The sequence below is a fragment of the Marinomonas fungiae genome (genome assembly GCF_001418205.1).
Taxonomy (GTDB): domain Bacteria; phylum Pseudomonadota; class Gammaproteobacteria; order Pseudomonadales; family Marinomonadaceae; genus Marinomonas; species Marinomonas fungiae.
On the sequence record NZ_LIQF01000001.1, the window covers coordinates 124,502 to 137,046 of the forward strand.

Here is a 12,545-nt window from a genome sequence, read left to right on the forward strand (position 1 = left end):
GATTAGAATGTATATGAAAATCCCAACCATTATGCCATTTTTGACATAAAAAAGGGGCGAATCATTTCGCCCCCTACTATTACGCCATGCTGCAGCGTTGGTTATAGCGCTTTTGTTAACTCTTTCGCTTGCAGTTGAACACTTTCCAAACCGTTTCCGGACAAATACCAAAGACCTGGGCTCAGGTACGCTACTTTAGTGTCTGCCCCCAAGCTCTCTAGTTTCATCTGGAGCGACTTTACATCCAGTGCTTGCTCATCTTGTCCGATCGCTTTACTGCGATCTACCACATACAGAACTTTCGGATGGGCCGCGGCGATGTCTTCAACCGTCACCGGCATAAAGGTACGAGCACCACGTTGAATCGGTTTTACTGTGTCCGGTAATGCCACTTGGGTCATGCCTAGCAACTCAGTGGCAATCGGGTCTTGACGCACACTGAAGCCCCCTGCATTGTGTGTCACCGTTAATACGGCTTGGCCTGCCACTTTTTGCTTCATCACAGCAAGATCACTCGCCAGAGCTTGCAAGGCTTCTTGGCCTTGCGCTTGCTTTTCAACGAGAGTCGCTAACGCCATTACATGCTTTTCAAAAGCAGGCCAGTAAGCACCTTCTGCTAAAGCGACTGTGTCGGTTTGTGCGATGCTCGATAAGGCAAGGCCAGCGTCTCCTTGACGGCCTGTAATCAAAATACGGCTAGGCTCTAATGCGGCAACCGCTTCCGCATTTGGTACTTTTAAGCTGCCCACATCTTTGTATTGAGCGTGAGTAAATTCAGATAAATAGGCGGGAAGTGATTGCTTTGGCAACCCCACAACTTGGCTTTCTGCCTGCAAAGCACGTAAAGTATCGACACTGCCTAAGTCATAGCTAACTAAACGTTCACTCGCTTGAGCCTGAGCCGCGATCAATACGCCAGCAATCAGTAACTGTTTGAATTTCATAACACTTCCTTTTTGATCAATATTTGATAATAATTCTTATTATTTATTAAATATCGATTGATTTGTCACAACATCCTGTTTCAAAACATGAAACTGAACATGCAATCAACTTAATAAAGCGTTACATTAATTTTCACACAGCACCCAATATTCGCTGTTACACTTAAAACCATTGTTATTGATTTCAGCTAGGGACGAAAAAATGAGCAGCGATAAATTTCGACTGGTAACTCGTAGTGATTTTGACGGTTTGGTTTGTGCCGTTCTTCTAAAAGATTTGGATTTAATTGACGATATTTTATTTGTGCACCCTAAAGATATGCAGGATGGCAAAATCGATATCACTGCTAAGGACATCACCACTAACCTGCCTTATGTTGCTGGCTGTCATCTAGCGTTTGACCATCACCTAAGTGAAACGGTTCGAAACGACAGCAACATCGAAAATCACATTATTGATCCTAATGCCCCGTCTGCCGCACGTGTCGTATACGACTACTATGGGGGCAAAGATCGCTTCCCGGCCATTTCAGAAGAAATGATGGATGCGGTAGACAAAGGAGACTCGGCTCAATTTAGTGAAGACGAAGTACTGAACCCGACAGGTTGGGTACTGCTGAACTTCATCATGGATGCACGTACAGGTCTTGGCCGTTTCCGTGAATTCCGCATTTCCAACTATCAGTTGATGATGCAGCTGATTGATTACTGCAAGAGCCATAGCATCGAAGAAATTTTGGCGCTGGAAGATGTTAAAGAACGTGTCGATCTTTACATGGAGCACGACGCCAAAGCCAAAGAGCAAATTCAGCGCTGCGCCTCGGTGCACGGTAATCTCGTGGTGCTTGACCTTTTAAACGAAGAGACCATCTACACCACTAATCGTTTTGTGATTTATGCGTTGTACCCTGACTGTAATATCTCCATCCATAGAATGTGGGGGTTGAAGCAACAGAACACAGTTTTTGCGATTGGTAAGTCCATCCTAAATCGCACTTCAAACACCAATATTGGCGAGCTATGCCTTCAATACGGTGGTGGCGGTCATATGAACGCGGGAACTTGTCAGATCGCCAATGATCAAGCAGAACAAGCATTAAAAAACATCATTGCCATCATCAATAAAGATGGCTGATCCACTCAATAATGCTAAGCAAAACCTAGCTGGCCAGCTTGCAGGCAGTGTCTTTCTGCAAACTGGCCAGAGTGCGTTTGCCTCACAGCAAATCGACTTGCTGCGCGCCGTAAAACACACGGGCTCTATTTCTAAAGCCGCAAAAGAGGTAGGCATCAGTTATAAAACTGCGTGGGATCGTATTGATGCTATGAATAACCTTTCCGCTGAGCCTTTGGTATTACGTGCTAGTGGCGGCGCTAAAGGGGGCGGCACTCAATTGACCGAGCTAGGTGAGCGCATCATCGATGGTTTTCAAGCTTTGATGGAAGAGCATGCTGCCTTTTTAGCTCGTTTAGGCAAACAACTTCACTCATTAGATGATATTGCTAACTTTGTCCGCTCGGAGCAGACCTTAACCAGCGCCCGAAATCAGTTTCGCGGACAAATTGTCGATATTCAACATGGTGCAGTGAATACCGAAGTCACCTTAGCGATTGGCGCTGAACAGCACATCGTAGCAATGATTAGCCGAGACAGCGCTCTGCAAATGGCCTTACAAATTGGCAAACAAACCATCGCGCTGGTCAGCGAAAGCGCGATTTTATTAAGCAAAGACATTCATATTGCCAGCAGCGCACGTAATCGCCTTATCGGTTCTGTCAGTCGTATCATGGAAGGGGCCGTTAACAGCGATATCACCATTGATTTGGGACACAGCAAGACCTTGAATGCAGTGATCACAAACAACAGCTTAGAGACCTTAGCAATACAGATTAATGATCCCATCGCGGCGATCTTTAAAGCCCCAAGTGTGATTTTGATGAAAGCTGACTGATGTCGGCTTTTTCATAAAGGAAACGCTGACTTGTCTAACGCACAATCGCCACTGACTTGATCTGTGCCCACAATGACTGACCGACTGCTAATTGCATAGTGTCTAATGAGCGCTTTGTTAAGCGCGCAATCAACACCTGCTCGGCACTTGCTAATCGGATCAGCACCATGGCGGCATCTTGATCTGGTGTGATATCTAAAATGGTGACAGGCAAACGGTTCACAATACTCGACTCATCCGCTTCAGAACGGGACAGACTCACATCACGCGCCAAAATACGCAGACGCATCTTAGTCCCCACTTCATCCCCTACATCTCGCACCCATAGGTTTGACGCACCACAAGCCACTTTCGCTAGATGCCACTGCGGCTCACGTTCGATCACTTGCCCTTGCCATACCGCCCCCGTATCAAAGCCTGATAAGGCTCTTAAGTCTGTACGCGAAAAGACCTCAGATAACGCACCTTGAGCCACTAATTTACCACTTTCCAAAACCATCACATGATCTGCAAGTTGAGCAATTTCATCCACAGCGTGACTAACATAGAGAATCGGAATATCTAAGCTTGTGCGAAGCTTAGCAAGATAAGGCAAAATCTCTTGCTTGCGCGCATTGTCTAAAGACGCCAGAGGCTCATCCATCAATAGAATGCGCGGTTGAATCAATAGCGCTCTGGCAATCGCAACCCGTTGGCGTTCGCCACCGGACAACTGCTTTGGATAACGAGACAAAATCGGTTCAATGCCCATTAAAGAGACAATCCGATCGAAGTCTTCCGAACTGGTGGGTTCTTCTGCTCGCTTGATGGCAAATTTTAGATTGCCAAAAGCGGTTAAGTGCTCAAACAAACTCGATTCTTGAAACACATAACCTAGGGGACGTTTATGTGTTGGCATAAACTGCTTAGCATCTTGCCAAACTTGACCTTCTATTTCGAGATAGCCGGACTGAGCGCGCTCTAGTCCAGCGACACATCGTAAAAAAGTGGTTTTACCTGAACCTGAGTGACCAAATATCGCCGTGACACCTTGAGCAGGCAACTCGGTCGCTACATCCAATTCAAACGGCGCAAGCCCCTTACTTTGACGCGTTAAGCGAAACTGCGCATGAATACTGGTGCCTGATAATATGCTCATGTCTTCACTCCCCAGACACTACCCGGTTGACGCTGAAAGCCATACACGCCAAGCAACACCACAAATGAAAATGCCACCATTAACCCGGCCAAAACATGAGCTTGTCCATATTCCATGGCCTCCACATAGTCATAAATCTGCACCGAGACCACGCGAGTTTCTTGGGGGATATTGCCACCGATCATCAGCACCACACCAAACTCCCCGACTGTATGAGCAAATCCCAAAATCGCAGCGCTAATAAAGCCCGGTTTGGATAACGGTAGGACGACGCAGAAAAAGCGCTCCCACGGTCCTGCGCGCAGTGTCGCTGCCACTTCTATTGGGCGCTCGCCTAAAGCCTGCATGGCATTTTGAATGGGTTGCACCACAAAAGGTAATGAATACACCACCGAAGCGATCACCAATCCCCAATAGCTAAACGGCAATAAGCCAATGCCCAGTTGCTGGGTTAGCTGACCAATCACCCCGTTTGGACCCATGGCAATCAGCATATAAAAGCCAAGCACCGTTGGTGGCAAAACTAAAGGCAGTGCCACAATCGCGCCAATAGGACCTTTAAACCATGACTGCGTACGCGCCAGCCACCAGGCAATGGGCGTACCAACTATCAGCAACAATATAGTGACCGTAGTGGCCAATCGAAGAGTGAGCCAAATAGCGTCCAGATCCGCTTCGGTGAACATATTAAATTACTCAGTTTTATAGCCATAAGAGTGGATGATTTCGTGTGCTTTAGTACTTTTTAAGTAAGCCATCAGATCACGCGCCGCAAGATTGTCTTGGCCTTTTTTAAGTAACACGGCATCTTGTCGAATCGGACTATACAGCTCACTTGGTACAATCCAGCTAGAACCCTGTGTCACATGACCTTCTGACATGATTTGCGACAGAGCCACAAAACCCAAATTGGCATTTCCGGTAGCAACGAATTGGTAGGTTTGCGCAATGTTCTCACCCTGAACCCATTTAGCCTGAGTCGCTTCCGTCAGACCTAGCGCTTCGAGTACTTCTGTCGCGGCCAGACCATAAGGAGCCAATTTAGGATTTGCTAATGACAACTTATTAAAATCACCTGAGGTTAATCGAGCGTCATCGTTTTCAATAAAGTCCGGTAATGATGACCACAGCGCCAGCGCCCCAATGGCGTAGGTAAAACGACTGCCATCCACCACAAAGCCATCTTGTTCTAGCTTTTCAGGCTTAGCTTGATCAGCTGAAAGAAACACTTCAAATGGTGCGCCATTTTGAATCTGCGCCAAAATTTTGCCTGATGATCCAAATGACAACACCACATCGTGGCCCGTGTCCGCTTCAAATTGCGCTACAACCGATTTCATCGCACCAGTAAAGTTCGCTGCAACCGCCGCATGAACTTGGTCAGCCGACGCATGAGTTGCTGCCACACAACCGAGCACTAACCAAGGCAACTGTTTCATTAAGTTCATCCGATTCTCCTTTGATTACGATCTAGGCCTACATGGCCATCCAAATTTCGCTATATAATCCATTACATAACGAAATTCATCAAGACTCCCTATTCATAAAAGAGCGCTTTACGCTGAAAAAATCACCGGAATGTCGTAGAAAGAAAACTTTATCGTCTATGACTGATGGGACATATGACTGGCTTGCAATTGAGGCAATAAAACTATTTTAAACCTAGCTATTCTGAGCGGCTGGTTGTTATGATTGGCGCCACATAGTCGGGGAGCATGATTGCTGAGATCGCTTAGGCGAGACCCGTTGAACCTGATTCAGTTAGCACTGACGTAGGGAACTATGGGAAAGCTTCCGCTCCAGCCAGCCGCCAATCTTAGCGAGTATGGTTGCTTGAGCCGCCTTCTCGTTCCTTTGCGTCGTAAAGGAACCTTTATGACCCAACCCACACCCATTACGTTAACCATCGCTGGCTCGGATAGCGGCGGCGGTGCCGGCATTCAAGCTGATATTAAAGCCATTTCCGCTACAGGTAGCTATGCTTGCAGTGTGATTACCGCCACGACCGCACAGAATACACTGGGGGTAATGGATGTCCACCCGATTCCAGTCGCGCACGTAGCAGCACAATTAGATGCAGTGTTCAGTGATTTAGAAGTCAGAGCGGTTAAGATTGGCATGCTAGCCGATGCCAACATCATCAAGGTCGTGGCAGATAAACTGCGCTATTACCGCCCCTCTTTTGTTGTATTAGATCCGGTCATGGTGGCCACCAGTGGAGATTTACTGCTACAGCAAGAAGCCATTCAAACCATGCGGTCTGAGCTGTTCCCATTAGTAGATTTAATCACTCCAAACTTACCGGAAGCAGCCACTTTACTTAATCGAGAAACACCTCTAACAGAAGCTGAAGCGTTAACCATGGTGGACGAGTTAAAACGCTTCCCTGCGGCTATCTTGTTGAAAGGTGGGCATTTAGTTACGGAGCAAGAAAGTAAGGATTGGCTAATCAGAGAAACGCAAGTTCAGGTTTTCTCTAGTCCAAGAATAGCGACCAAGAATACCCATGGTACAGGTTGTACCTTGTCTGCAGCCATTGCCTCGTTTTTGGCTCAGGGGCTCGCACTTGAAGATGCCATAGCCCGTGCAAAAGGCTACTTGAGCCAAGCCATTGCGTACGCTGATACTCTACAAATCGGCAAAGGTCACGGCCCCGTTCATCATTTCTACAAGCTCTTCTAATCAGAGATCTATATTGCCAATGGCTTCCCTTGTATACGAGACGGATTCTAGAACCGCAACTAGGTGACAATCTCATTGAGAACAGGTCCACCAGCCAAATAAAAGCCAGCCCTCTTCCTAGAGGGCTGGCTCTTCAAGACTGAAAAGTTGTTAGTCTATTGGCTGCTTATACAAAACCAAGCAAGCGAGGTATGAACAACGACAATTCAGGCACAAATGTTGTAATCAGCATCACTGGCATTGCCACGAAGCCCATCAAGGCCAACGCAGGCATTACAGTACGGTGGATCGACACCTGACCAATACGACACGCCATATATAAGATTGGCGCAACTGGAGGACTGTTAGCACCGATCACCACCGAACAAGCAACGATTGAAGCAAAGTGAACTGGATGCACACCACTTTCCACCATCAATGGCATAAACAATGGCGCAACCACAACCGTCACCGATACGTCATCCATGATCATACCCGCGATGATTAGAAATACGTTTACCGCAATCAAAATCAACAATGGGTTATCAATCAGAGCGCTAACCATCTGTGTTAGGTCTTGCGGGATACGTTCCATGGCCAAGATACGACCGATCATAAAGCTAAACAGCAAGATCAGAATCACTGTACCCGTGGTTTCAGCAGCAGAAATCACACTGCGTGAGAAACGCTTCACTGTTAAATCTTTATAGATAAAGAAACCGATGATCATTGCCGCGAAGGCCGCTACAGCTGCCGCCTCAGTTGGTGTAAAGATCCCCCCGTAGATACCACCCAAAATAATGATTGGCAAAGACAAAGCTGGGAACGCACGCAAGGTTGCACGAGCTTTACTTGGAGCCTTCTCCATCCCTTCAGTTGCCGCATTATTAATCTCATCAAAGAAACGCCCCACACTAAAGCGGTTAGCGATGATTAGTCCAATAATCAGCAAGATTGCTGGACCAATTGATGCCGCGAAACACGCCGCTACAGACTGGCGAGTCACAACAGCAAACAAGATCATGGTAATCGAAGGCGGAATTAAGATCCCCAACAAAGACGAGATACCGAGTAGCGCCGAAGAATAGCCTCGTGGGTAACCACGTTGCTCCAAAGGCCCAATCATGATGGTACCGATCGACGCTACTGCGGCTGTTGCGGTACCGGCAATCGCACCGAAGATACCCGATGCCACCACCATCGACGCGCCCATACCACCACGTCGCTTACCAATCATAACCTCGATAAAGTCCACCAGACGCTTGGCAATACCGCCGCTCTGCATCAAGTAGCCCGTCAATACAAACAACGGTAAAGCAATCAAAATCACCGAATCTAACGAACGATAACCTTGTAACATTAAGGTGTTTAAGTTCGCATCGTAAGCGTACACCAAATACGCTAATACCCCAGCAAACGACCACGCGACTGGCACGCCAATAATCATCAGCAGCATCAGCAGGCCAACTGCAATTAAACCATCCATACTACTGACCCTCTTTGCTTAAACGACGCGCACTGGCAACTGAACAAATAAAGTCGCGCAGTGAGTAACAAGTACAACCAATTGCTGCCAACATGATTGAAGCTTGTGGCAGCCAGATAGGAATCCCCATACCCGGAGAGGATTGCGGACGACGCATACCCCAAGCCAACATACGGTACGACAACACAACGAAGAATACGCAGATCGTAAAAGTGATGAGTGAAATAAAAGCCTTATGTATTAGCTTCATCCGCTCATCAGTGATTTGAAGTTCAACAAAGTCAACCACTAGGTGTTCATTGCGACGACTAGCAATTAAACCACCCAGCATATAAAGCCACATACCAAATAGCATAATCAGCTCAAGTAGGCCGACGATAGACCAACCGAACACATAACGAGCCAATACTAGAAACAGCATCAGGCCAACCACTAATAGGCTCGACACAAACGCCGCAGCCTCTAACAACCAGCCGACACGTTTATCTAAGTTAGAAAAAAACGTAAACATTATTGCTCCAGTTTAAGAAAAAACCAGCCCGAGATGGGCTGGTCTAAAAGGAGTTACTTCAGCAATGACAACTTATAAAGGTGAAGCATTTTTGCGGATCACATCCATGATCTCAGAACCGATCTCATCGTCCATTAGAGGCCATACTTTCTCACGCGCAGCCTTGGCAAATTCACGGATTTGCTCATCGCTTGGCTCAAAGTATTCCATGCCTGCTTTTTGTGCTTCCGCAATGTAGTGATCGTCTTGCTCTTTTGCCGCTTTAAACTGGTCATTCATGACTTCCGTTGCAGCTTCTTGAACAATTTTCTGCTCTTCTTCCGTCATGTTATCCCAAGCATCAAGGTTCATAGAAAGAACGCCTGTCATGAAGAAGTGCTTGGTTTGAACGAAGTAGTCAAGAGAGTCACGGAAGTACTCGTAATCCCAGTAAATAACGTTGCCCGCTTCACCGTCTACTACACCCGTTTGTAGAGCCGTGTATACTTCGCCCCAGTCGATCGCAGCCGTTTGGTAACCTAGCGCTTGCATCGTTTGCGGCGCTGGGAATACCGTCATCGTACGTACTTTCAGACCTTCAGCATCTTTGATAGTAAGCGCGTATTTACCACGTGAACCAACACCGTTAAAACCTTCTGGCCAAGGGCCAAAGAATTTCAAACCGATGTCTTGGTAAACACCACCCAACATATTGTTTACCCAACCACCTGGGCTGTAGGCTTTAAGCGCTTCATCCCAAGATAGCGTCATGTAAGGTGTGTAGATAACACCGATACGCTTGTCGTATGACGTCATTGGCCAGTTCAACATTACGTCAACGTCACCTGCAACGTGAAGGTCAAAAACTTCTTGCTGACCGCCTAACTCGTTTTGGTAGAAAACGCGCGTTTCGATTTCACCATTAGATTTTTGCTCAATGAGTTCACCCCATTTCTTAAGAGCGTCACCTGCTGGTGATCCCGCTGTTCCTGAGTCAGTTGCTAGACGTAATGTCAGTGCATCCGCACTGGCACTCATCAAACACGCTGTCGCCACAGCTGTTGAAAGCAATGTTCTGAACTTATTTTGGATGCCTTTCATGTAGTTCGTTCCTTTCTTTTTTGATACGAGCAACACGAGGTTGCCGCGAAAAGTGTCTTGAATAACATCTCGCTAGAGCAAGCGAGCGCGCCATTCAAAGCACCACCATTTATATCGGATCGGTCGCATACCCTGCTTACGACTTTTCTTACATAATGCTTACACAATTACACATTTCTAATATTAACATGTTCTAATAAGCGACAATTAGAGATAGTATTTATGTCGCAAATGATGCTTGACTTCCATTCAGGCCATTAGCGAGTGCATTTTCATTGGTAACATGAAAGTCATTGAAAAATATTAACATATATCATTTTTTCAAAGTAGACATAGATTTTTAGAGCTGCTAAACGGTAGGATTTTCAAAAAAATCTGAGTATACGTGTCGCTATTGATTTAACCAAAATAGCGCCATTTTGATGCTAATCAACTTATCCCTATAAAAAAGCAAGAACCAAGACAAAGCGTTCTATTTACGACATCAACCCTCGTCTGGCTTGCTGACTGTGACCTGATCGTTATTTTTCACCCCAACATCCGACGCCTTAGAAATAGCATCATTGATGCCGTGCTGGTCGAATTACTGGCCCAACTTGTAACCGCCTCCTGCATGCCGAATAATTAAAGTAATCACTTGTTACGAATTTTTATGGCACGCATTTAGCGACTTCATGGCAAGTTTGACTGAGCCAAAGGAATACGACACGAATCACACAACAATTGGTCGGTACGAGGCAACCCACGCACGCTATAGAACTCTACAATGCAGTATCACTAACTCAATAAATGGATCTGTCATGTCTGATTTCATTACTGTAATGCGCGAAACTTGCCCAACTCCTGTTGTTGATGCAACTAAATGGAAACGCATCGAGGGCGAACCACACACAGTTAACCTAAACGCTTACCTATCTGAAGATGGCAGCAAAATCATGGGTACGTGGATCTGTACTCCTGGTAAATTCGAAGTAGCGTACGACAAGTGGGAATTCTGTCACTTCCTAGAAGGTTACTGCATCATCACTCCTGAAGGCGAAGAGCCTAAACACCTTAAAGGCGGCGATGTGTTCGTAATCGAGCCAGGTATGAAAGGTACTTGGGAAGTTGTTGAAACAGTTCGTAAATACTTCGTATTCGCGTAAGAATCTGTTCGCGCCTGCCGCCTAGGCAGGCGCACCTTTACCGTCCGAACGCAATTTCCGCGCTTTAGTCACAGCCTTCCCAATCAGCAAGACGTATGGTTTTGCAAGACTTCTTAACATTTTGTTTACTTATTTAACTTAAATAAGTGTTTTTCTAGGATAAGCAAAATAAATCGGAACTTTTATTGCTTAGAGGCATATACTACCGACGTTCTCGTGTTTAAAACTAAACGTCGACTGTCTGCTTTCCCTACAAGCACCCAACCCTTCCCTTCATTTGTGGGCGTTTAGTTGTAAACATGCTTGCCAATTTATGGGAACTATATGAACGCTTGGTACTTCCTCTGTCTTTTATCCGTTGTCGCGATTTTAATCGCATTCAGTAATCAATATGTCTTAAAACTGCAAACCACCATTGCAATCACAACCGGCTCGGTTGTCATCTCATTATTATTAATGGGATTCACTCAGTTTTATGACAACAGTTTCACTGAAGCCATCAGCACCTCCGTCGCTAGCCTAAACTTTAATATGCTGTTGCTTAACGGCATGCTTGGTTTTTTGCTGTTCGCAGGGGCGCTTGAAATTGATTTAAAACTACTACGGCATCAGCGTTGGGAAATCGCCATCATGGCGTTTATCTCAACCATCATTTCCACTTTTATTGTAGGCGCCCTCTGCTACGGGACGCTGCATCTATTAGGCTGGAATCTGCCCTTTATTTACTGCCTACTGTTTGGCGCTTTGATCAGCCCAACTGACCCAATTGCGGTATTAGCTATCATTAAGAAAATGAACGCACCGGAGCGCATTTCAGTACAAGTGGAGGGAGAATCACTGTTTAACGATGGTATTGGCTTGGTGATCTTTACCACTATTTTCGCCCTTGCATTCTCTGGTGAAACACCCACTTTTTCAGGCGTGGCAGAGCTTTTCCTAGTAGACGCGGTCGGTGGTGTGGCATTTGGTCTTGTTATTGCTCTGATCGCTCACTGGCTTATCCGCACCAGTCACGATACCAGTATCGAGCTGCTCATTACCCTTTGCATTCCAACCGCAGGTTACGCGCTGGCCAATGTCATTGGCATTTCAGGCCCTTTGGCGATGGTAGTCAGCGGCATTTTTATTGGCAACGTAACGCACACGAAAGGTTTTTCAGAGGCCAGCCAGACTACTATGCATCACTTCTGGCACACGATTGATGCTTTCTTGAACTCATTACTGTTTATCTTGATTGGTCTATTAGTGGTGGTTCTACCAGTCACATGGGAGCAAGTCGGTTTAGGCATTTTAATGATCCCAATTGTATTGCTAGCACGCTTTATCAGTGTCGGCGCCATGTATAAGATCTTTCGCCGCTTCCGCAGCTACGATCCACACTCAGTGAAAATCTTAACTTGGGGAGGCTTGCGTGGAGGGTTGGCATTAGCAATGGCCGCATCGATTCCACAGGGAGAGATTATGATTAATAACTCGGACTATCACACCTTAATCGTGGTCGTGACCTACATTGTGGTCATTTTCTCAATCATTGTGCAGGGTTCAACCATTTCTCCGATCATCCAGCGCAGCATTGACGAAGGCAAAACCGTAGAGTCCTAGCCACTAGAAAATTGTTCACTCCACTG

The 12,545-nt window shown here is 46.2% G+C and carries 12 protein-coding genes and 1 riboswitch; of the genes, 5 read left to right on the forward strand and 7 right to left on the reverse strand.

Annotated features, from left to right (window positions below; translation table 11 throughout):
- Nucleotides 1-101: 101 nt before the first annotated feature.
- Nucleotides 102-944, reverse strand: a complete 843-nt coding sequence (locus tag ASC49_RS00570; protein ID WP_055461266.1) for an ABC transporter substrate-binding protein — start codon at nt 942-944, stop codon at nt 102-104.
- A 202-nt stretch (nt 945-1,146) separates the two neighbouring features.
- On the opposite strand from ASC49_RS00570, the gene ASC49_RS00575 reads away from it, so the two are divergent.
- Entirely contained in the window at nt 1,147-2,079 is a 933-nt protein-coding gene (locus ASC49_RS00575) for a DHH family phosphoesterase (protein WP_055461267.1), read from the forward strand.
- Complete coding sequence (locus ASC49_RS00580; protein ID WP_055461268.1) at nt 2,072-2,896, forward strand: TOBE domain-containing protein; 825 nt, start codon at nt 2,072-2,074, stop codon at nt 2,894-2,896. The genes ASC49_RS00575 and ASC49_RS00580 overlap by 8 nt, the downstream gene beginning before the upstream one ends.
- Before the next feature lie 34 nt (nt 2,897-2,930).
- Here the strand turns inward: ASC49_RS00580 and modC are convergent, their stop codons facing one another.
- From modC to modA, 3 genes are read right to left on the reverse strand one after another with little or no spacing between them, the layout of a single operon-like run.
- Nucleotides 2,931-4,034 carry a molybdenum ABC transporter ATP-binding protein gene (modC, locus tag ASC49_RS00585; protein WP_055461269.1) on the reverse strand — a complete coding sequence of 368 codons (1,104 nt, stop codon included), beginning with the start codon at nt 4,032-4,034 and terminating at the stop codon, nt 2,931-2,933.
- Nucleotides 4,031-4,720, reverse strand: coding sequence for a molybdate ABC transporter permease subunit (modB, locus tag ASC49_RS00590; protein WP_055461270.1), 690 nt, complete (start codon nt 4,718-4,720; stop codon nt 4,031-4,033). The genes modC and modB overlap by 4 nt, the downstream gene beginning before the upstream one ends.
- A gap of 6 nt (nt 4,721-4,726) precedes the next feature.
- Nucleotides 4,727-5,482: a molybdate ABC transporter substrate-binding protein gene (modA, locus tag ASC49_RS00595; RefSeq protein ID WP_055461271.1), complete on the reverse strand. Its 756-nt coding sequence runs from the start codon at nt 5,480-5,482 to the stop codon at nt 4,727-4,729.
- Between the two features lie 249 nt (nt 5,483-5,731).
- Nucleotides 5,732-5,830, forward strand: a riboswitch (TPP riboswitch).
- A gap of 79 nt (nt 5,831-5,909) precedes the next feature.
- Here modA and thiD point away from each other — a divergent pair.
- The gene (gene thiD, locus ASC49_RS00600) at nt 5,910-6,716 is read left to right on the forward strand and encodes a bifunctional hydroxymethylpyrimidine kinase/phosphomethylpyrimidine kinase (RefSeq protein WP_055461272.1); all 807 of its coding nucleotides are present in this window, start codon (nt 5,910-5,912) and stop codon (nt 6,714-6,716) included.
- Between the two features lie 166 nt (nt 6,717-6,882).
- Here the strand turns inward: thiD and ASC49_RS00605 are convergent, their stop codons facing one another.
- The 3 genes from ASC49_RS00605 to dctP form a co-directional block, all read right to left on the reverse strand.
- The gene (locus ASC49_RS00605) at nt 6,883-8,181 is read right to left on the reverse strand and encodes a TRAP transporter large permease (protein WP_055461273.1); all 1,299 of its coding nucleotides are present in this window, start codon (nt 8,179-8,181) and stop codon (nt 6,883-6,885) included.
- 1 nt (nt 8,182) lies between these two features.
- Complete coding sequence (locus ASC49_RS00610) at nt 8,183-8,692, reverse strand: TRAP transporter small permease (protein ID WP_055461274.1); 510 nt, start codon at nt 8,690-8,692, stop codon at nt 8,183-8,185.
- Nucleotides 8,693-8,764: 72 nt separating this feature from the next.
- On the reverse strand, nt 8,765-9,772 hold the full coding sequence (gene dctP / locus ASC49_RS00615; RefSeq protein WP_055461275.1) for a TRAP transporter substrate-binding protein DctP: 1,008 nt from the start codon (nt 9,770-9,772) through the stop codon (nt 8,765-8,767).
- 800 nt (nt 9,773-10,572) lie between these two features.
- Here dctP and ASC49_RS00620 point away from each other — a divergent pair.
- Both ASC49_RS00620 and ASC49_RS00625 read left to right on the forward strand, forming a co-directional pair.
- Nucleotides 10,573-10,917, forward strand: coding sequence for a cupin domain-containing protein (locus ASC49_RS00620; protein WP_055461276.1), 345 nt, complete (start codon nt 10,573-10,575; stop codon nt 10,915-10,917).
- Between the two features lie 324 nt (nt 10,918-11,241).
- Complete coding sequence (locus ASC49_RS00625) at nt 11,242-12,519, forward strand: cation:proton antiporter (protein ID WP_055461277.1); 1,278 nt, start codon at nt 11,242-11,244, stop codon at nt 12,517-12,519.
- Nucleotides 12,520-12,545: the final 26 nt, after the last annotated feature.

Coding starts and splice junctions, on each gene's coding strand:
- ASC49_RS00570 (WP_055461266.1), bottom strand. CDS start 944: ATGAAATTCAAACAGTTACTGATTGCTGGCGTATTGATCGCGGCTCAG.
- ASC49_RS00575 (WP_055461267.1), top strand. CDS start 1,147: ATGAGCAGCGATAAATTTCGACTGGTAACTCGTAGTGATTTTGACGGT.
- ASC49_RS00580 (WP_055461268.1), top strand. CDS start 2,072: ATGGCTGATCCACTCAATAATGCTAAGCAAAACCTAGCTGGCCAGCTT.
- modC (WP_055461269.1), bottom strand. CDS start 4,034: ATGAGCATATTATCAGGCACCAGTATTCATGCGCAGTTTCGCTTAACG.
- modB (WP_055461270.1), bottom strand. CDS start 4,720: ATGTTCACCGAAGCGGATCTGGACGCTATTTGGCTCACTCTTCGATTG.
- modA (WP_055461271.1), bottom strand. CDS start 5,482: ATGAACTTAATGAAACAGTTGCCTTGGTTAGTGCTCGGTTGTGTGGCA.
- thiD (WP_055461272.1), top strand. CDS start 5,910: ATGACCCAACCCACACCCATTACGTTAACCATCGCTGGCTCGGATAGC.
- ASC49_RS00605 (WP_055461273.1), bottom strand. CDS start 8,181: ATGGATGGTTTAATTGCAGTTGGCCTGCTGATGCTGCTGATGATTATT.
- ASC49_RS00610 (WP_055461274.1), bottom strand. CDS start 8,692: ATGTTTACGTTTTTTTCTAACTTAGATAAACGTGTCGGCTGGTTGTTA.
- dctP (WP_055461275.1), bottom strand. CDS start 9,772: ATGAAAGGCATCCAAAATAAGTTCAGAACATTGCTTTCAACAGCTGTG.
- ASC49_RS00620 (WP_055461276.1), top strand. CDS start 10,573: ATGTCTGATTTCATTACTGTAATGCGCGAAACTTGCCCAACTCCTGTT.
- ASC49_RS00625 (WP_055461277.1), top strand. CDS start 11,242: ATGAACGCTTGGTACTTCCTCTGTCTTTTATCCGTTGTCGCGATTTTA.